This is a genomic window from Verrucomicrobium sp. BvORR034 (assembly GCF_000739635.1).
Lineage (GTDB): Bacteria > Verrucomicrobiota > Verrucomicrobiia > Verrucomicrobiales > Verrucomicrobiaceae > Verrucomicrobium.
In genome coordinates, this window is record NZ_BATQ01000091.1 from 1 (window position 1) to 20,800 (window position 20,800).

A 20,800-nucleotide genomic window follows, 5' to 3' on the forward strand; every position below is an offset into this window, starting at 1 on the left:
TGACCAGACGGTCCGTAGGGCGGAAAAAGATGTCGTGCCAGGTGAAGGACTCCTTGGCGATCTCGAAGAGCGGGGGCTCATCCTCCTTGGGTTGGGAGATTGTCCAGGCTTCTGGTTTCTGGAACTTCCTCTTGATGCGACCGAAGGCCATCTTGCCCAGCTGGATGATCACCCAGATGAGCGTCGCGCCGATGCAGGCCCCGGCCAGCGAGGCGACCAGGCCCCGGCTGCGGATGAACTCACTCATGAGCTGGGGTTCGATCCAGCTGCCAATCAGCCCTACGGCCAGGCCACCAAAGGTGATCTCGTGCGGGAGGATGTAATGATCGATGTCGATGAACGTGCCCGCGATGAGGAGGGCGGCAAAGATCCAGTACAGAATCACCATGTCACCCCAGTCCAGCCGATAGTCCCAGGAACCGCGGAACTTGATGAAGATCGCGTAGAAGACGCACCCGGTGAGCAACTCCACGAAGAAGTAGCGGAAGGGAATGGGGGACTTGCACGCGGCGCACTTGCCCCGCAGCGAGAGCCAGCTGATGAGCGGCAGGTTCTGGTACCAGGGAATTTGTTTCTTGCACTTCGGGCAGAAGGACCGCTTGGGATTGTTCACCGAGATGCCAAGCGGCAGCCGGTAGATGACCACGTTGAGGAATGAACCAATGCCTGCTCCCAAAAAGAAAATCAGCAGGTGAATGAGAAACTCGAGCACAGCAATCCGGGTCATGAGGCAGAGGTGAAGGGAGGGGAAATGTGGCCGCCAGCTTAGCGGAAGCCGCTGACGGGGAAAGTTAATTCATCGCCCGTGCGGAGCTTGCAGGCACCTCGTCTAGATCACAAAGAAAGGGGTCAGGAATTCCAGCAGCCAGGAGCGAAGGAAGAGCCAGATCAGGGCCGCCGCGGCCAGATAGGGGCCGAAGGGGATCTTGCTGCTCCATTCCTTGTTGCGAAGGAGCGCCGCCCCCAACAGAGGGATGGCAGACCCCAGAAAGGATGCTCCTACCAGCGTGAACAGCGCTCCCTGCCAGCCCAGAAAACTGCCAATCATGGCCAGCAAAAAGAGGTCGCCGTACCCCATGGCCTCACGAGGGATGACGACCTTCGTGCATTGACCTTTCAAGGTGGTCACCGACTCCATGGACTGCTGAATGATGCCTGTAGGGTCTCCTGACTGAACCTCCAGCCGATCCCGCCAGATCTCCACCCGGCAGGGGCCAAAGTCGCGATCATTGATGGTGAGTTCGGAGCATGTCAGAAGGAGCCGGTCGGTGGGGCGGAAGAAGATGTCCTCCCACGAAAGCGTCTCGCCACTCCGGGTGAACACGGGCGGTAGATTCTCGTCGATTTGGGTCACGCTCCAGGCCTGTGGTTCTGTGAACTGCTTGCTCAGCCTGCCAAAGGCGAGCTTGCCCAACTGGATGACCAGCCAGATGAGAAGGGCTCCGACACAGGCACCAGCGACCGAGGAGAGAAAGCTCCTCCAGGGGGTGGACTCATGCAACAGTTCAGGCACCAGAGCACTTCCTGCCAGTCCCACCGCCAGTCCGCCGAAGGTGACCTCATGCGGCAGCAAAAAGTGATCGAGGTCGATGAATGTGCCCGCGATGAGCAGGGTGATGAAGACCCACTGGAGGGCCAGCAAAGAGCTCCAAGATGACCAGGACGCCCAAGGGCCCCGGAATGCTGCAAAGGCGGCCAGGTAGAAACCGGCTGTGACGAGGATGACGAGGGTCTGGCGTCCCACGCCTGAGTGCGTGGCCGACTCCCCCGAGCGGTAGAATGGAAAGGGGAATCTCTCCACAGTGTGCAGGACCCCCACTCCCGCGATCAGCCCCAGGAGAAAAATCAGTGAGTGAGCAAGAATTTCAGGCACGAGAGGGGCGGGATGGTGTAGGAAACGGTTCGCCCGACAAACGAACCCTGATCTGCAACGATTGTAAACTGCCCACGATGGTGAGGACCAAACTTTTTGCCCTGGCTGCTTTTTGCGCCTGCTTGCTCACGCATTGCGGCAGCACCCCACCCAAGTCCAAATACACCGGCAAGACGGACGGGAAGAAGGAAGTTTGGTTGGGGGCCTCTCAGCTCCATGAAGTGATTTCCGCCGCGGGGCAGAGGGGGCTCGTGGACGTACGCACCTACATTCCGGACATCCAGTACGATCTTCCGTACCGCACGAAGAAGAACGTGTGCTGGCAGCCGCTTTACCCCCAGGACATGCCGTGCCTGCTGCACATCCGCACGGTCGAGAAGCTGCGGGTGGCTCAAGAGATCCTGCGGTCCAAGGGCCTTGGGTTGAAGATTTGGGACGCCTATCGTCCGCCAGAGGTGCAGGAATCGCTTTTTGAACACGGCGGCTACACAGGCATGTTTACCCCTCCCAGCCTCATGTGGTCCCGTCACTGCTCCGGTACCGCGGTGGACGTGACTCTGGTGGATGCCTCAGGTCGGGAACTGGAGATGCCCACCGGTTTCGATGAAGCGGACGCCAAGACGTCACACAACTCTTCGCTACCCAGCGAGGAGGTGAAATCCCGCCGCATGTCCCTCCAGCTCGCCATGACCGCAGCCGGATTCAGCATGCTGGATACCGAGTGGTGGCACTTTGATGATGCGGAGTTCGACAACGGGGGCGTGCCGCCGGTGGTCTTTGCCAAGGACATCGGCCTTACGCTGCCAGTGATCAAAAAACGCCGCGCGTCTTGAGAAGCAACGACTTGGGGGTATCTTGCGGGACCATCCGCTTCATAGCCCCCAATGCAAAAAATCGCAGTCAGTATCGTCAGGCGTCTCGCAGAGGCGGGCCATCAGGCCGTCTTCGCGGGCGGCTGTGTCCGTGATCATCTGATGGGCAAGGAGCCCAAGGACTACGACATCGCCACCAGCGCGCGTCCGGAGGAGGTCCAGCGTCTCTTTCCCAAGACCTTCGCCGTGGGAGCGCATTTTGGAGTCATCCTGGTGCGGGAAGGGGAGCATTCGTTTGAAATCGCCACCTTCCGCAGTGATGGCGAGTACACTGACGGCCGTCGGCCGGAGTCTGTCAGCTTCACCACGGCGGAGCAGGATGCTCACCGTCGTGACTTCACGGTCAACGGACTGTTTTACGATCCCGTCAAAGACGAGGTGCTCGACTATGTCGGAGGTCGGGACGACCTTGCCCGACAGGTTCTGCGCGCCATTGGCGATCCGCGCAAGCGGTTCGAGGAAGACCAGCTGCGCCTCATGCGGGCCGTGCGTTTTGCCACCGTGTTGGGGTTTGAGATTGAGGCGGGTACCTGGGCGGCGGTGGTGGAGATGGCACCCAAGATCAAGAGCATCAGCGCCGAGCGCATCCGTGAGGAGCTCTCGCGAATCTTGCTGCACCCGAACCGGGTTCGTGGGTTTGACCTGTTGGTGAGCAGCGGGCTCATGGCTGCGGTGTTGCCGGAGATCCTGGTACTGCAGGGCTGTGAACAGCCGCCGCAGTTCCATCCGGAAGGGGATGTGTTTGTGCACACCCGCATCATGCTCGGCTTGCTGCCAGCGCAGGTTTCCCTGTCTCTAGTGTGGTCGGTCTTGCTGCATGACATTGCCAAGCCGGCGACGTTCACCCAGGACCCAGATGGACGCATCCGCTTCAATGGTCACGACAAGCTCGGGGCGGAGATGTCGGAGGAAATCCTGCGTCGGCTGAAGTATCCGAATGATGTGATCGAGCCGACCGTCGAGGCCGTGGCCAATCACATGGTCTTCAAGGACGTGCAAAAGATGCGGATCTCGCGCCTCAAGCGCTTCATGGCCCGCCCGGGTTTTGAGGATGAAATGGAGCTGCACCGCGTGGACTGCCAGAGCAGCAACGGATTTTCAGACAACTATGACTTCATCCGGATGAAGCAGGAGGAATTCGGTCATGATCCGCTGCCGCTCATCCCCAAGCCGCTGATCAACGGTCACGAACTCATGAAGTTGGGCATCCCCAAAGGGCCTCAGGTCGGAGAGTTGCTCACCGCCGTGCAGAATCTTCAACTGGAAGGTGTGCTCACGACCTCCGAGGAGGCTTTTGCTTGGGTGAAGGAGAACTGGAAGGCATCACCTTAACCACCAACTGCTATTGGTGTTCTGCTGGTTGGGGAGAACGATGATCGGTGTTTGGGTCGATGATTCTGCGGCGACTGAGCCGATGGGAACCATTGGACGACACTCGCGGCGATGCTGTGGAGTAGTCCGACGGTCCCCGTCGGGTTGGGAGCGGAGGGAATGGCGTATGAGGTCCATGGCGGACTGACCACCCAGAACGGTGTTAAGCGCTGACCGGCCGTTCCGGTCTGCAATTTTTCTTATCCTGTCGAAAATTCCCCCAAATCCACCTTGTGCGGGCGTTCCGGGCGTTGATAAGGTGGCGCGATGAAAAAATTCTTTCGACTCCTTGGTGCCCTGACGGCGTCGCTTTTCCTGGCGAGCTGTTTTGAGCTTTCTTCCGTCGTGACTGTGAACAAAGACGGCTCCGGCGTGGTGGAAGAAACCACGCTCGTCAGCGCTCAGCTGAAGGCGATGATGGCAGCAGGTGCAGGTGCCCAGGGTGGGGAAGGTGGTCCCAAAATGGACATCCTGCCCACCAAGGAAAAGGCTGGCGAGAAAGCCGCCAAGCTGGGTGATGGCGTCACGCTCAAAGCCTATGAGGAGATCAAATCTCCCGACGGTCGTGAAGGCGTGAAGCTGACCTATGCCTTCACAGACGTGCGCAAGCTCAAGTATGCTCCTGGCGATGTGAAGGATGGTGAGAAGTCCATCACCTTCGGTCTGGAAGGTGATACCCTTACGGTGAACCTGCCCCAGGACAAGCCCAAAGAGGCTGACCCGAACGCACCCAAGCCAGAAGTCCCCAAGGATCTTGAGGCTCAGATGGCCATGATGAAGCCCATGTTCGCCGGCATGCGTTTCCACTTCGCCTTCAAATCCGCCAGCGGCATCGCCAGCACGGACGCCACCCACGTGAGCGGCGACACCGTGACGCTCATGGAGATGAACATGGACAAGCTTCTGGAAAAACCCGAAGGCTTCAAGAAGTTCGCCGAGCTCATGGACAAGAAGGACATGACCCCTCAGCAGGCCGCTGAAGAGTTCAAGGGCTTCGATGGCATCAAGATCGAAGGCAAAGAGAAGCTCACGATCAAGCTGAAGTAACCGCCCAGAGGGCGATGATTCAGAGTTAGTTTGGAGGCCGGAGCGAGTTGCTCCGGCCTTTTTTTGTGGTGTGTTGAGTTAGACTTGGCGTCTCGGCACAGGCCGAGGCAAACTTCCGCTGTCATTGAAGACCACGTTGACAAAAATTGTACTCCTCTTGGTGGGTGGCTGCCTTTTTACCGGCTGGGCCATCTGCTTGTTACTGGGAGACCTGCGTAACCCATCCTTCCCAGGCGGCGCGGACCCTCGTGGGGTTGGAGGGATGGGCTGGATCATTCTACTGTTAGCGGCTCTTGCTTGGTTCTGTTTTAGAGAGGCATGGTGCATGATTAAGCGAAGGCATGTCGAGTTTCCGAATCCGAACGTGAAGACGCGATCCCATTCGAAAGTTCCGAAGAGGTCCCGCAGGAAGAAAAACAGGCGCAGGCGTTGAATGGAGTTGAGGCGTCGGTGCCTCCGTGAACGTGTTATTGAGTTCGAGTTTTCCGGCATCACGGGCCAGCTTCAATTTTCGAGCCATCTCACAATCTTCAACACCTGATCCCGCGCAGCGGGATTTTGGGACTGCGGTGAGAATCACCGCTTTGGGGTGTCCTGTGTGGTGCGGCCGTAGTTTGGACCCGCAGCGGAGGTCACGATGGCCCCCCGCTGAAGGCAACGGGTTCAAGAGTATCACAAGAGGCATCAAAGCGGCAATTCTTGCCGCACTTCCCCAAAGCGCTTCGCGCCAAGGTGTTGGAGGTAACGTGGTAACTTGGAGGTGAGGGGGCTTTCAATGCAGGTGGCGCGATTCGATGGCCCATCGCGCAACTGACGCTGAAGTGGGTAGTTGAAGACTGGTGATCGTGACTCGCACGGCTTCGCCGGAATTCTGGCCGGTCCAGTGGCATCACAGGAACTCTCCGCTCTTCGCACCATGAAATCTCTCAATGTTCGCACGGTTTTCCTTCTCCTCGCCGCCGCCGTTGCGTCGTCCTCCCTACAGGCAGAATCACCGGTTCTTCCTGCTGGAGTAGCCCGGGTTCCAGTCGTCTTCACCGGTGGGCATGACACCGAGGGGCAAGATCGTGGCCGCCCCGTGAACCTCATCGCCGCTGCATTGGGTGTCCCGGCTGAGGTCTTCCGTGAAGCCTTCAGCCATGTCAAACCAGCCCGGGCGGGCACTGCGCCGGAGCCCAATCAGGTCAGGGAAAACAAGGCGGCGCTAATGGATGCTTTGGGCAAACACGGCGTCACCAATGACCGCCTGGACACCGTTTCCAACTACTACCGTTATGCCCGGGGGCGCAATGAACTCTGGACGCATCGTGACGCGGTGGCCAACGCGCTGGTGAAGGATGGGAAGGTCACCTCCTTTGAACTCGTGGATGCCGGTGCGGGCTACAGCTCGGTGCCCCAGGTCACCGTGAAGGGGGTGAAAGACGTACGGGCCAAGGTGGAACTTGCCTTTGGCAAGGATCTGGCCAAAAACGGCTCCGTTGTCGTCCTCAAGGCGCAGGATGGCAAGTAGTGGAGGCAAAGACTGCCCCGGATTGGCTTTTTTCCAACGCTGGGTGGATGATTTCTCACTATACAACGTTCCTGGATCAGGGAATTTTGACCTTATGCGCACCATCCGCTTCCTCCTTACTGCCGGCGCTTTCCTCGCGACTGCCCTGGGAACCCAGCCGACATCCAAGGCGGCCGACATCAGCAAGGTCCCGACGGCACCCGAGATTGCAGCCATCAAGTCCCTGGGATGGGACAAGGCAGCCTTCCAGTTGGGTGGCGTCCTGCGCACGGCGTACAAATCCACGTCTGGCACGGATCCCGCGTTTGGCCGCTGGCGTCGCATCCAGCAATGGTGCGCGTTCCTTGATCAGGCAAAGTATCCCAAAGACGGAACGGCGGAAATTCCCACGGCCATTGTGGACGAGTTCATGGGCGATGAATCGCTGAGTTATCAGCTGTTCGCGAATCTTCGGGCGGAGGACGATGCCTCCAAGGTGCTGGGAACGCTGGCCGCCATCCGGCAGGCCAAGCCGGAGGCCTGGAAGGTGTACAAGGCGCTGGCCATTGCGGTGGCGGTCGTCTTTGATCGGAACCGCCCTGACTCGTGGCCTCATCATCAGGTGAAGTCGTCTGCGGTGCCGCTGGAGTCGGACAGCGTCACCAATGTGGAGCGCTTCAATTTCTGGCTGGAGAGCGACACGGCTGGCAAGCTCATGCTGGATATCAAGAAACTCGAGGTGGAGCAGATCAAGTTCATTGTGGACACCTGGATCAGCTTCGATGAGCTCCGCTGGGCGCAGAAGAATGTGCGTTTCCCGAGGAATGATTTTGGTCGGGCGTTTTCCTGCATCAACTACGACACGCCACGGTACGAAGAGGGAAAGTTGTCCTGGCTGGGCGACAGCTACAAACTGGTCGATATCGAGAAGACCGGCGGCATCTGCATTGATCAGGCTTACTACGCGTGGACCTCAGGCAAGGCACGGGGGCTTCCGTCCATCCTCTTCGTCGGGGAGGGCAATCGCGGGGCTCACGCCTGGTTTGGGTACATGAAGTCTGACGATCACTGGGAGCTCAACGAAGGTCGTTATTCCTACGACAACTATGCGACCGGCTCTGCAAGAGATCCGCAGACCGGGAAGAAGATGACCGACCACGATCTGCTGTATCTAGCCAGCCGCTTCCGTAACCGGCCGGAGTATCTGACAGCGCGCTTTCATGTCGAGATGGCGGACCTTTTCAAAGCGTCCAGCGATCTGCCTCGCGAAAAGGCTGCCATCGAAACCGCGATCGGCATCTGCCCTAATGATGCAGATGCTTGGGATCGTCGGACGGACATCCTTAAAGGCACTGGGGCCACACCGGTGCAAATGACCCAGCACTACGAGGCGGCCATCCGCCAGTTCAGTCGCAATGCGGACCTGAAAGCTGAGTACACCACCAAGTACGTGGCGCTGCTGCGGGAAACCGGGCAGACCGACATGGCGGACAAGCTGGAGCGCAGTGTGGTCTCCGCGAACTCCAAGGAACGGACGGACCTCAGTATGGACACGGCCAATCGGAAAATGAAGGAGCTGATGAAGGAAGGCAAATGGGAGGAGGCCTACAAGCAGCTGGACTGGGCCATGGGCAAGCTGGGGAAGGCCAGCAGCGGTCCGGTCTTCTCAGACATGCTGACGCCGTTTGTCAGGGATGCCAAGAAAGCGGATCAACTGGAGCTGGCCTGGAAAGCCCTCCGCACGGCTGGTCGGGCGCTCACTTTGCAAAGCGACGACTATCGCGATGAATACGCTGCGATGGAAGAGAGCGTCAAGAAGGCAATAAAGGAGCAGAAAAAGACCAATTAAGGTGATTATTTGCTGAGTCTGGTTGGCTGGGAGGCGTTCTTTTTTCTTATTCTTGTTCAAAAACGGCATCCGGCTTATGGATTCGGCACAATACATGAGCCTTGGGTTTTGGGATCATCTCGGGCATGCGTATCCCATGCTCCTGTTCCCTCCATTGTGTTTTGGTGCTCTGGATCCTGTGTCTTCTGCCTGCCGCGCTGCGGGCGGATATTCCTGTCGATTATGAGGCGCTCACAGCGGGGGCGCAGGCCTTGGTCGTTCCGCAACCTGGAAGTCCGGGTGGGGTGGCGATGTTTGGCAGAGCTGCCTTTCCCGTGCTGAAGGGGCAGGGGAATCCCGTGAGGACGATGATTGCTGGGGGGCGTTATGGAGATAGCTACAACGCTGCGGCAGCCAGGGCCGTGGCGTTCTCGCACACCGGATTCTACGACACGGTAGCGGGCCCCCGCGGAACGATCTTTGCCAATGCGGTGCTCTGGGCGAGCCGACAGGCTTCGCCAGCAGGGACGAAGGTGGCGATCCTAAGCAACGCCGTCCCGGCTGCCTACTTCACCGGACAGGGGTACACCACTACGGCAGTGGGCACCAACTTGACGGCGGCAAATCTCACGGGCGTGCATGTGCTCGTGATGGGTGGACACACAACGCTCAACGCCGCTGCGGTGACCACGATTAAAAACTTCGCGGCAGCGGGCGGTGGGATTCTTCTCTCTGCCACGCCGTGGGCCCAGAGCACCCAGCAGTTCAACGACAGCAACAGCATTCTGGATCCCTTCGGGCTGGTGCTGAGCGGCAGTGGTCCCGACGAAGGATCCTACACGGTGGCAGAAGATGCCTATCCCGCCATCTCCTCGGCACTCCCGGCACTGGATGCGCTGATTGCAGACAAGGAGGGCACAGCTGTCATGACTCTGGCGGACCGCAAGATAGCCGCCAACGCGATCTTCCAGGTGGTGAGTGTGCGCATGGACATCTCTGAACTGGCTGCAAAGCTGGATATCCTGGGCGATGCCAACCACTACGGGCTCATCGCTCCGACTCTGGCCTCGCCCATCAGCACGGCATTCAAGCCGGTGGAGGTGGCGCTGGCCCGCTACCAGTCGCAGAAGTTTGACCGCTTGCTCCCCGGGGAGTTGTTTGTCCACCCCTGTGCCGCAGATTTCCCAGGGCTGCCGACGCCGGGAGCCACCCCTGTGACCAAGTCGGTGCTGGTTCAGGGAAACACCCCGACCGACTTCTACATGAACGCGGGCGACAAGCCCACGCGGAATGAGACCGGACTCTTTGCCGCACCTGGAGCGACGATCACCGTCACCATCCCCGCGGCCGTGGTGAATCAGGGGCTGCAGGTGCTGATCTCAGGGAACGGAAGCGAGGACACGACGTTCGAGGAGGGTAACTGGACCTTTTTTCCGAAACTCTGGCGTCGCGTCGCGCTGACCCAGTCAGTCATGCAGACGGGCAATGTTCTGGGTGGATTGGTGACGATTCTGGTGCCTGCGGGAAAGAACCTGGGGACCATCCCTGTCACGGTGGAGGGAGCGATCGAGGCTCCTGCCTTTGTCCTGGGGCAGACCACGGATGCAGCGTGGAATGCGGGCGTGAAGAATCGTCCCGCCCCCTATGGCTATATTCTGAACGACAAGCTGACGATTTATCTCCCTAAATTCCAGCTCACGGCCCTGAGCAACCCCACGGAGGTTACCTCTTACTGGAAGCGGGTCATGGATTTGGGCGACGAATATTACGGGTACACCCTTTACAGAAAGCGCGGGGAAGCCATCGCCACGTCCCGGTATGTCGACTACGGCGCGGCGTATGCCGGATATCCCATCGAGGCTGGCTGGGGGGCCACCAGTGAGTCCATGCTCAACCGGGCCTTGACGCAGGGAAGTTGGGGAGATTTCCACGAACTCGGTCATGGCTATCAAAACAACTTCAATGACGCGTTTGTCATCGCCCTCAGCGCAGAGGTGGATGTGAACCTGCTGCCCGGCATGGTGTACACGATGATCCATGACCGCACTTCGTGGGACGGCGCGCACTCCAGCTATGATGCCGTCAGCCGGTTGAACGCCCGGAACACCTTCCTCGGCCTGCCTGCCACGGAACGGACCTGGCAGAAGGCGCATGACAGCTACCCGGTGGCTTATGACTTCTACTTCAACCTTGCCGAGGCTTTTGGTTGGGAGGTGTACAAGACGGCTCTGGGGCGTCTGATGAAGTATTTGCAGACTCCCACCTCTGCCACGGATCCGGTGTTGCATGCGCTCAGCTCGAGCGATCCCAACTTCAAGCGAAACCGCTTCTACCTCCTGTTCTGCGATGCGGCGGGGCGCAATCTTGACGCCTATTTCCAGAGATACGGTTTGGGGGTGGTCGGAAAGGGACAGGAGATTACCCAGTCGGTCAAAGACCTAATCGCGGCGAAGAACTACCCGGTGTGGACGGACAACACCGCCATTGACAGCCTGTCGACCCCTCCGGTGCTGAATGTCCCCGAGGACACCCTTCCAGGATCGGAATTGTACGCGTTCGTGGCGACCGATGCGGAGGAGCCCGGCACCATCTGGGACTATCAGATCACGGCGGGAAATACCGGCAATGCGTTCACGATTGACCGCCGCACCGGGCGGCTGCGGGTGCAGAAGCTGGATGCCGAAACCCTCGCGAGCTACACCCTCACTGTGCAGGTGCAGGACAACGGAGTGCCCCGTTTTGCGGCAACGAAAACGTTGACGGTGAATGTGGCCAACGTTGGTGAGGCGCCCCAGGTGGAGAGCCGGGCCCTGGCTGCGAACAGCGGGATGGTGCAGGGGGCTGCGTTGGGGACGGTACCGGTGGTACTGGAGTCGGGGCGCACGCTTGCAGGCTTTGAAATCGTGGCCGGCAACGATGGACACTTCAACATCGATGCGCTGACGGGCGTGGTTTCAGTCAACAACCCAAGCGCCCTGGCCAATCCCGGGGTGGTGGTCCTGAAGGTGCGGGCGGTGGACAGTGCCGGCGCGGCGGGGTTTGGCACGGTGCCAGTGGTGTGCAACCGCACCACAGGGGTCTTGGAAGAACGGTGGCCGGGGACAGTCATCACGGGCAATCCCACGGTGACCAGCACGTATGCCAGCTTCACCTCAGCCCAAAATGTTGCTGAAAACTATGTGCGCCGTGTCTCGGGCTGGGTGATTCCGCCGAAAACGGGATTCTACACCTTCTGGATCGCATCTGACGACAATAGCACTCTCTCGCTGAGCACAGACGAGACGGCCGCCCAGATGGGGACGGTGGCCAGTGTCAGCGGATGGACCAACTTCCAGGCATGGGACAGCAACGCATCGCAGAAGTCAGCGCCGGTCTTTCTCCAGGCGGATCGTGGTTATTACATCGAAGCCGTGCAACGTGAAGGTGGTGGCGGAGACCATGTGGCGGTAGCGTGGCAGGGGCCGGGCATGACCCGGCAGGTGGTTCCCGGCACCGCCTTGATCCCACGGAACGCGACCACCAGCTACCCGTCTGCCGCACCTTCACCTGACCTTGCGATCAGTTCACCGGCAGAGAGCGCGGTCGTGTTCTCGCCGGGGACGATTCCCGTGGCGGTGTCGATCAGCAATGAAACTCTCAATGTCGCCAAGGTGCTCCTGCTGGATGGTGAAAACGTGGTGGGTGAAGACACGGTGGCACCGTTTGTGGTGAACTGGGTGAATCCCGCCGCTGGGCCGCATGCCCTGCGAGCCCGGATGGTGTTCGACTCAGGGATCATGGATACAGGAGTCCGGTCCGTGACCGTGGCCCCGGATGGAGCACCCATGGCCGTCATCACTCGTCCCTTGCGGGAGGCCTGTGCCGTGCCAAACGGGGTGGGGCTGGTGCTGGAGTCGCTGGTGGTGGATGATCAGCCGGGAACCGTGAGTGTCACCTGGAGCCAGGTCAGCGGGCCAGGGACGGTGACGTTTTCCGATGCTGGTGCCCTTAATACAGCGGCCACCTTCTCGCAGAGCGGGACTTACGTGCTGCGCCTAGCGGCGAACGATGGGGGCAATACCACGCAGGATGAGGTGAGTGTGGCTTACGGGGTGTCGCCAGCTCCTCTCATCAACACCGGGATCAATGCCCCCAGCGCTGGCACCGGGCAGGTCATCGGAGGGACGGTGACCGTCCAAGGGGCTGGTGTCGGTCTCTATGGTGCGGCGGATCAGTGCCAGTTTTACCATCAGGTGCTCACGGGAGACTTCGACGTGCGGGCCCGTCTGGTGAGCCGTGGCGTCCCCATTCCCGGCGGCCAATGCGGCCTGATGGTCCGCGAATCCCTGGCACCGGGTTCGATGAATATCTCTCTCTCCCAGGACAGTGCGGCTACCAACTACTTGCTGCACCGCAGTGCCTCAGGCCTGACCTCCACAGCGGATGTCGGGGGAAGCATCAACAATGCCCCTGCCACCTGGCTGCGACTGGTGAGGAGTGGAGGTGCCTTCACAGGCTACGTGTCTGAAGATGGCATCAACTGGACGCCCAAGGCGCCGGTCAATGTGGGGCTTTCTGGCAGTGTTTATGTGGGTTTTGTGGTGGCTAACGGCAGCAACCATGCCGCCGACGCGCTGAACACGGCCGTGTTTGACCAGGTGAGTGGACTGAACCTGCTCAATACGGGTGCCTATGTCTCGGCTGGGCCGGATCAATCGCCGACAGGCCTTCAGGCTTCCCTGCAGGGTTCGACCCATGACGACAGCCTGCCCAGTCCGCCCTCGGCGGTGACCGTGCAATGGTCCCAGGTGAGCGGCCCCGGTGTGATGGTGTTGGGTTCGCCCGACACCTTTAGCACCACCGCCAGCATCCCATCTCCCGGCACGTATGTCCTGCGACTCACGGTCGATGATGGTGAGGTCAAGACATGCGACGAGGTGACGGTGACCTCGCCGACGCAGATTGCCTGGTGGCGCAGTCAGCATTTCGGCGCGCAGGCGAACCAGACGGGGATTGCAGGAAACCTCTCCGACCCGAATGGCAATGCAGTGCCCAATCTGCTGGAATATGCGCACGGCACGGACCCGCAGGCGGGAGGCTCCCCGGCACCCATCACGTCCAAAATCGAAAGCGATCGGCTGACGTTGAGGTTTCCCCGAAACAGCCTTGCGACGGATCTCACCCTGACGGTGCAGGCGGCCGATGCACCCAACGGACCATGGACGGATTTGGCGCGAAGCACGGGTGGTGCCCCCTTTGTGCGGTTAAACTCGGGATCGGGAGTGTCTGAGACTGGCACGGGTGCCGTGAAGGACGTGCGGGTCACAGACTACATCTTCGTCTATGACCCTGCCCATCCTCAGCGCTTTATGAGAGTGCTGGTCGGGTTCTAGTGAGGGGGATGGCTCGCTGGGGTGCCTGGAGATTGGCTGCTCTCAAGCAAACCCCGGCACACTCGCGGCGCTGCTTGTGCCGAAGCTGTCTCCTTCGATGCCCATCCTCTGCAGCATCTGCACGTAGAGGTTGCACAGCGGAGTGTTGTCCTTGGCATCGCGCGCCACGTGCTGACCGTGTTGGAATCCGCCTCCGGCAAGCAGCACGGGCAGGTTGCGCCAGTCGTGACTGTTGGCGTTGCCGAGGTTGCTGCCGAAGAGCACCATCGTGTTGTCCAGCAGGCACTTGTCGCCTTCCTTCTTTTGCTTGAGCGCTCCGAGCAGCTTGTTGCAGGCGTTCATCTCCGCTTTTTCCACCAGTTCCAGCTGACGGATCTTCTCCGGATCCTGGCCGTGATGGGAGAGGTTGTGGTGATCAATGCTCACTCCGGGCACGGGCGGCACATCGCCGCGCCCCTGCACGAGGATGGTGATGAGCCGGGTGCTGTCCGTCTGGAGGGCCAGGGGCACCAACTCAAAGAGCAACTGCATGCGACCGATGATGTCGGCATTCTCAGCGATATCGGACGGTGCCTTGGCATCGATGACCGGCTTGGGCTTCTGCACCCACTCCTCCTGCTTGGCAAGACGCACTTCCATCTCACGCACAGAGGTGAAGTACTCGTCCAGCTTCTCGCGGTCTGAGGAGCCAACTCGCGAGCCAAATCGTTTGGCCTCTTCGCGGACAGTATCCATGATGCTGCGTCCGTCCTTGAGCTTGCGCATCTGCTGCTGCACCTCCCACTGGGAGCCGTTGGTAAACAGCTTGGCAAAGACGACGGAGGGACGCGTTTCGGCCGGGATCATCACGCCGCTGCGGGTGTAGCTCTGGCTGACATTGTTGGTTCCCAAGGTGAGGGACGGGTAGCGGGTTTCCACGCCAATCTTCTCGGCGACATACTGGTCCAGAGAGATGGTATTGCGGAATCCACCCAAGCCCGGGTGACGGGCGGAAGTGAGCCAGGTCATCTCAGAGGAGTGACCATCGGCACCCGACTGGTCTGGATGGGAGAGGCCGGAGAAGACGGTGAAGTCATTGCGGTGCTCCTTCATCAGGTCCAGATACTCCGTGGCGACATAGTCGCGCCCGGCCTGGGTGGGGAAGAAGGCGGGCCCGTAGATGCCGAGACTCGTGCAGACCGCCACCATCCGCTTCGGAGATGCGGCAGCGGCAGCGGCTGCCTTGTGCGGCCACATGGCATCCAGAAACGGCAGAGCCAGGGAGACGCCAGTGCCACGCAGAAAGGCGCGGCGGGAAAGGGGAGATGAAGGGCGGTTCATAGTGGCGGTGGCGTAATCGGATGGGTGTCCTACTTGGACTGGAAGAGGGGGCTTTGCACAATTTCCTGAACCAAGGTGCGGAGTCCGCCGCCCTGTTCTTGTGTTTTGGCGACGATGGCATCAATGGCGGGGCGGTCAGAGAACCCGATGCCTGCGCCAGTGGAATAGATGACAAGCTTCTCCGTTATCGCCCGCACGACCGGCTGGGGATTGGCCATGAGCAGTTTCTTGAAGTCTGTGATGCCGGTGAAGGCGGCTCCATCCGCCAGAGCACCGCTGGCATCTACGGCCGGGCCGAGCTTGATGTAGAGGCGCTTCTTCTGGGTGTTCGACACGGTGGTCGTGTCACCCTTGTCCTGGGATCGGTAACGGTCCCGGAAGCCGCCGATGACATCGAAGCTCTCCAGGGCGAATCCGGGAGGGTCGATCTTGCTATGGCAGCCCTTGCACGTTTCCGAGTTGCGATGCTTGTCCAGCTGCTCTCTCACGGTGGTGGCGCCGCGGGTATCGGGCTCCAGGGACCCCACGCCCGGCGGGGGTGGGGAGGGAGGCTGCCCCAGCAGCTTCTTCATGACCCAGGCCCCGCGCAGCACGGGCGAGGTGGTGGTGCCATTGGCCGTGACCTTGAGGACACTGGCCTGGGTGATGATGCCGCCTCGCGGACTGTTGGCGGGCAGGGAGACCTTACGGATCTGCTCACCATCCACGCCGTCAATCTGATAGTGCGCCGCCAGCCGGCTGTTGAGCATGGCAAAGTCTGAATGGATGATGTTGGTGACCGGGAGGTTCGAGGTAAGGAGTTCGGAAAAGAACGCCTCCGTCTCATCCACCATGGACACCCGCAGAAGCTCGTCCGCCTCGGGGTAGAGCTTCTTGTCCGGCGTGGTGGCGTCGATATTGCGGAGGTCCAGCCACTGGCCGGTGAAGTTGGTGACAAAGGCCTTGGCCCGTTCGTTCTTGAGCATCCGCTCCACCTGGCCACGAAGCACTTGGGGATCACTGAGTTTCTTCTCGCTCGCCAGCTTGAGCAGTTCCTCATCCGGCATGGTGCTCCAGAGGAAGTAGGAGAGCCGGGAAGCCAGGGCGTGGTCGGTCAGCTTGCCAGTGTGCTCCTCCAGGAAGAGGAACTGCGGGGCGGTGAGGATGGCGCGGAAGCCGATGCGGATGGCGTCGAGGTAGTTCAACTGCTCATCCAGTGCATCCGTCGTCAGCTTCACATAACGGTCTGCTTCGCCCGGTTCCAGCGGTCGGCGGAAGGCCTTGGTGGCAAAGCGTTCCAAGACCTGCTTGGCGCTCGCCTCGGGATCTTCCGGCTTTATTTCATAGGCCACCCGCTTGTCGCGGTTCTTGCGACCTTCCTCGATCTTGGTGATCGGCGTGTCGCCAAAAAGGGCCTCCATGCTGCGGGGCGGCCAGGTTTCTTTGAGGGGGCCTTCCACCTCCACCCACTGGATGGCCAGGCCATTTCCCCCGAACTCCTTGGCCCCGATGTTGTACACGTTTTGCCCCTTCTCATCCACGCCGGTGTTGGTCGGCTCGATGCGCAGGTGTTCGTTGGCGCGAAGACGGCCCACGAACTCCACCACGCGAGGCTTGTCCGCGGGCATGTCGAACCAGCCCAGGAGCTGCTTGTCCTTGAAGTTGTCTCCGTAAACCCGCATGGGGATGCTCTCGCCCTTGCTCTGGAAGCCGTAGGCGCTCACGCGGATGCGGAACAGTCCGGCCGGATGGCGCTCCACCTGGCGGATCTGGGCCGCCGGGTAGCCTTGGTCAAAGAAGACAATGGCGTCTGGCAGTTCCTTCAAAAGCTGGCGGTGCTTGCTTTTGGGATCGTTGGGGTTGGTGAGTGTGCCTTCAGGCGTGTCGATGTTCTTGCGCACGCCTTCCTCGTCCTTGACCAGCCAGTGGCCACTGATAGGCGCGGGTTCTGGTCCGAGATTGATCGCGGCATCGACGGCAGCGTCCGCGGCCTCGAGGTACTTTTCCATCTGGAGGGTAGAGAGCCGCAACCCTTCAGAAACCGTGTCGAAGCCGTACAGCGGGGTGTCGGCTGGCAGCATGGCCGTGAGCGGGAGCGTGATGGCCAGCAGGTCCTGCACGGTGCGCTCGTACTCTTCCCGATTGAGCCGACGGAGGACGGTGCGGCCATTCGCGGCGACCTTCTGCTTGTCCACCGTGCTCAGGTTGTCCCCGAGGTTGGTCAGAAAGGCCCTGGAGGCATCGGCCGGAGGGCGCTCTTCCTTCTTGGGCGGCATCTCGCCCTTGTGCACCACGTCGTAAACTTTCACCCACTTCTCGTAAGTCGCTTTCTCATTCGGTGCCCAGAGCAACACCTCCAGGTCCACCCCGCCTTTTTTGGTCTCCGTGTCGTGGCACTCCAGACAATGATTGCCGAAAAAGGCCTTGGTATCGGGCGCAGCCGGAAGGTGGGTGCCCGTAATCAACAGGGTGGCGGTGGCGAGGAGCGGCAGTCTTGGCATCTGGCGGGTTGCAAATGGGCAATCCACCATAAACGTACTGGAGCCCGACATATTTGTAGAAATCGGACATTCATCAGCAGGGCTTCTCCTGACGATTTCATCCTCCAGTCGTCGAGGTCACATAGTAAATCCCGTCCGCAATGCGGCGGGAGTAGGGCGGGTTGCGCGTCGCTCCCGACGGGAGAATCAGGTAACCAGCGCGCCAGCCACCCATGCCTTCAGTGACGATGATGACTTCGCGCTCGTTCACCGCCACGTAGGCTGCTCTAGCAGCGAGAGCTCTCAGCCCGGGAGACAGGGTCTCTCGTGGCACCTCGGTGCCAAACCAACGGACTCGGTCGGGGGCGGCGTCAAAGGGCGGCCGGGTGTTGATCAGGTGCTGCACCTCGTCTCGGAGCTGGGGAATCCCCGCCGCGGTGAATTCGCGACGCTCGGCCAGGGTGGCGGCCGTTTGAACCAGGTGCGACGGACTGGCCAACACCGCAAATGCCGCGGCGCTGGCTAGAATCCCCGTGGTGAACCACCGCCAGGAGGAATGACTAAAGGAGATCAGGCTGCAAAACAAAGTGGATAGGCCAAGCCCCCCAAGACCCAAGGCCGCAACAACGGCGATCAGTCCCACAAGCGAGGCGTTTGGTCGGCGCCCCACTCCATGGATTTGCCAGAAATAGACCCACGCCAGACCAGCCACCAACAGGCAGAACAGCGTGAGTTGAATCAGTTCGTAAGGGGGGCGTTTTGTGAGGGATTTCACTTTCCCTCTGAGTCTGCCACGGCGCACTTGGAGTGAAAAGAAAAAGGGAACCGCGGAGCTGGTCCGCGGTTCCCTTCAATCCTTGAAATGCAGGGGATGGCCTACTTCTTGTAGTCTTCGGGCTTGAGTCCTTTCACGTAGCCTTTGAAGCCGTAGAAGCTGCCTTTGAAGTCGCCGACGAAGCTGACATCCGCCTTGGCTGGCACTTCCAGTCCGGTAGCCCAGTAGGCGCCGTTGATGATGAGGCGGCGGAGGTCGTCGTTCCGGAAGTCTGAGGAGGAGCCCATGGTCGTGGTCAGGATCTTGGCGTCCTTGCCGGATTCCGTCTTCACTTCACGCGTCCAGACCACCGGCATCATGGGGCTGTTCACGTCCTGTTCTGCCTTGTCGCTGGCGCGCTTTTTGGAGTAGCTGGCGGCGGGGACTCGGGAGTCATGCCGTTCAGTACCTGACCACGAACCAGGATCTTCGCATCCGCTGGGGGATAGGCTTCATAGACATCAGTGTCGCCGAAGATATCCTTCACGCCGCGCAGAAGCGCATTCTGTTCCTGGCCGGGCTCGAGGATGCCCTTGGTCGCCTCAGACTTGTGTTTGCCCCAGTGGCTGACCCACTGCTCGCCCAGCACGTTCTTGCCGAAGCTGTTGAAGGAGGCGTACTGGCCTTTCAGACCGTTAAACGCATGGGTGCTGGTGCGGATGGCGATGATCGGCTTGCCAGAGGCAGCGTAGGCGGCGAAGTGCTTCATCTGCTCATCGGGCCAGGCGCGGAAGCGCAGGAGCATGATGCAAAGGTCGGCGGAATCCAGGGCTTCCAGGCCGGGATTGTTGTCCTTGGCTTCGGGATCCACCTCACCACTGGCGGCGTTGATGGAGAACACGACGGTGGTATCGAAGCCATGTCGTTCGGACAGGATCTTGGCCAGCATGGGCATCACTTCTTCGGAGCGATACTCTTCGTCCCCAGCCAGCAGGACGACTTTCTTGCCCTTGCCCGGGCCCTCTTTGCCCTGGAAGGAGATTTGCGCGGAGGCCAGAGTGGCCGTGAGGAAACAAAGGGAGAGACTGAGGAAGGTTCGCAGTTTCATGGGGTTGCAACAGGGAGATAACACAATGGATCGCTACAAAACGCCGGATTGGGACAACAATTAGCTGCCAGTTGAGGGGGAATGTCAACGAAACCGGGTCGGATACGAAATTCACTTCCTCATTGCGTCCCCGGGCATTCCGTAGGAAGGAACCGATTCACCGCAAACTCGATCATGAGTGTCTGGACCCAAGCCAATCCCCAACTGAAAGACCTGGTCGCTTACAAGCCAGGCAAGCCGATTGAAGAACTGGCCCGCGAACGCGGTCTGCAACCCGGAGACATCATCAAGATGGCCTCCAATGAGAACCCCCTGGGGCCTTCGCCCAAGGCGGTGGTGGCCATGCAGAAGGCGCTGACGGAGGCCCACATCTACCCGGATGGAGCGGGCTATCGCCTGCGCGAAGCTCTGGCCAACAAGTTTGGCGTCACCCTCGGTCAGGTCGTCTTGGGCAACGGCTCCAACGAAATCATTGAACTCATCGGCCACGCTTTCCTGCGTGAGGGCGATCAGGTAGTGACAGCAGAGCACGCCTTCGTGGTGTACAAGCTCATGGCCACGCTCTTCGGGGCGGAAACCATTGAGGTGCCGGATCCGGGCCTCGTGCATGATCTGGACGCCATGCTGGCGGCCATCACTCCGCGTACTCGCGAACTTTTCATCGCCAACCCCAACAATCCCACGGGCACCATCGTGAGCATGGAGGCGTTGGACCGCTTCATGGACAAGGTGCCCGACCACGTCGTGGTGGTGCTGGACGAGGCCTATTACGAGTTTCTCGACAACCCGCCGGACACGATGAAGTACGTGCGTGAGGGCAGGAACGTGATCCTGCTGCGCACCTTCTCCAAGATCCAGGGCTTGGCGGGTCTGCGCATCGGCTACGGGATCGGCCCAGAAGAGCTGATCACGGTGCTGCACAAGACGCGCCAACCCTTCAATGCCAATGCCATCGCGCAAGCGGGTGCCGTGGCAGGTCTGGCCGACGAAGAGCACCAAAACCGCACCAAGCAGATCACCGACGAAGGTCGCGCGTATCTGCAGGGCGAGTTTGCCGCCATGGGCCTGGAGTTCGTGCCCAGCTACGCCAACTTCGTGCTCGTGAAGGTCGGAGACGGCAACTCGGTTTTCCAGAAGATGCTGGACAAGGGCGTCATCGTTCGCGCCATGGCCGAGTACAAGCTGCCCGACTGGGTGCGTATTTCCGTCGGTACGATGGAGCAGAACCAGCGCTGCATCGCCACCCTGAAGGGCATCCTGGGGAAGTGAAAGTCGCTTTCGATTCCTGTAAAAAGCGTTAAATCTGT

At 60.2% G+C, this 20,800-nt stretch carries 14 protein-coding genes; 7 read left to right on the forward strand and 7 right to left on the reverse strand.

Features of this window, described 5'->3' with window-relative positions:
• Together BV034_RS15240 and BV034_RS15245 are read right to left on the reverse strand one after the other, a co-directional pair.
• A partial coding sequence (locus BV034_RS15240; protein WP_265593036.1) for an A24 family peptidase occupies positions 1-727 on the reverse strand: 727 nt, incomplete at its 3' end.
• Positions 728-829: 102 nt separating this feature from the next.
• Positions 830-1,744 (reverse strand): prepilin peptidase, encoded by a 915-nt coding sequence (locus BV034_RS15245; protein ID WP_265593037.1) that lies wholly within the window; start codon positions 1,742-1,744, stop codon positions 830-832.
• A 251-nt stretch (positions 1,745-1,995) separates the two neighbouring features.
• Between BV034_RS15245 and BV034_RS15250 the strand changes: the two genes are divergently transcribed.
• The 6 genes from BV034_RS15250 (at position 1,996) to BV034_RS15275 (ending at position 13,852) form a co-directional block, all read left to right on the forward strand.
• Positions 1,996-2,706, forward strand: a complete 711-nt coding sequence (locus tag BV034_RS15250) for a M15 family metallopeptidase (protein ID WP_265593038.1) — start codon at positions 1,996-1,998, stop codon at positions 2,704-2,706.
• A gap of 51 nt (positions 2,707-2,757) precedes the next feature.
• On the forward strand, positions 2,758-4,077 hold the full coding sequence (locus BV034_RS15255) for a CCA tRNA nucleotidyltransferase (protein ID WP_050027866.1): 1,320 nt from the start codon (positions 2,758-2,760) through the stop codon (positions 4,075-4,077).
• Positions 4,078-4,383: 306 nt separating this feature from the next.
• Positions 4,384-5,163 carry a hypothetical protein gene (locus tag BV034_RS15260; protein ID WP_050027867.1) on the forward strand — a complete coding sequence of 260 codons (780 nt, stop codon included), beginning with the start codon at positions 4,384-4,386 and terminating at the stop codon, positions 5,161-5,163.
• Between the two features lie 916 nt (positions 5,164-6,079).
• Complete coding sequence (locus tag BV034_RS15265) at positions 6,080-6,673, forward strand: hypothetical protein (protein ID WP_265593039.1); 594 nt, start codon at positions 6,080-6,082, stop codon at positions 6,671-6,673.
• Between the two features lie 94 nt (positions 6,674-6,767).
• The gene (locus BV034_RS15270; protein WP_050027869.1) at positions 6,768-8,501 is read left to right on the forward strand and encodes a hypothetical protein; all 1,734 of its coding nucleotides are present in this window, start codon (positions 6,768-6,770) and stop codon (positions 8,499-8,501) included.
• A gap of 125 nt (positions 8,502-8,626) precedes the next feature.
• Positions 8,627-13,852, forward strand: a complete 5,226-nt coding sequence (locus BV034_RS15275; RefSeq protein ID WP_265593040.1) for a M60 family metallopeptidase — start codon at positions 8,627-8,629, stop codon at positions 13,850-13,852.
• 42 nt (positions 13,853-13,894) lie between these two features.
• Here BV034_RS15275 and BV034_RS15280 read toward each other — a convergent pair whose 3' ends face one another.
• From BV034_RS15280 to BV034_RS15300, 5 genes are all read right to left on the reverse strand, one after another.
• Positions 13,895-15,172, reverse strand: coding sequence for a DUF1552 domain-containing protein (locus BV034_RS15280; RefSeq protein WP_050027871.1), 1,278 nt, complete (start codon positions 15,170-15,172; stop codon positions 13,895-13,897).
• A gap of 29 nt (positions 15,173-15,201) precedes the next feature.
• Positions 15,202-17,652 (reverse strand): DUF1592 domain-containing protein, encoded by a 2,451-nt coding sequence (locus BV034_RS15285; protein ID WP_050027872.1) that lies wholly within the window; start codon positions 17,650-17,652, stop codon positions 15,202-15,204.
• A 97-nt stretch (positions 17,653-17,749) separates the two neighbouring features.
• Positions 17,750-18,406 (reverse strand): hypothetical protein, encoded by a 657-nt coding sequence (locus BV034_RS15290; protein WP_050027873.1) that lies wholly within the window; start codon positions 18,404-18,406, stop codon positions 17,750-17,752.
• Positions 18,407-18,507: 101 nt separating this feature from the next.
• Positions 18,508-18,777, reverse strand: a complete 270-nt coding sequence (locus BV034_RS36065) for a hypothetical protein (RefSeq protein ID WP_050027874.1) — start codon at positions 18,775-18,777, stop codon at positions 18,508-18,510.
• Positions 18,774-19,493 carry a hypothetical protein gene (locus tag BV034_RS15300; protein WP_050027875.1) on the reverse strand — a complete coding sequence of 240 codons (720 nt, stop codon included), beginning with the start codon at positions 19,491-19,493 and terminating at the stop codon, positions 18,774-18,776. The genes BV034_RS36065 and BV034_RS15300 overlap by 4 nt, the downstream gene beginning before the upstream one ends.
• A 174-nt stretch (positions 19,494-19,667) precedes the next feature.
• Between BV034_RS15300 and hisC the strand changes: the two genes are divergently transcribed.
• Positions 19,668-20,762 (forward strand): histidinol-phosphate transaminase, encoded by a 1,095-nt coding sequence (gene hisC, locus BV034_RS15305; protein WP_050027876.1) that lies wholly within the window; start codon positions 19,668-19,670, stop codon positions 20,760-20,762.
• Positions 20,763-20,800 lie beyond the last annotated feature (38 nt).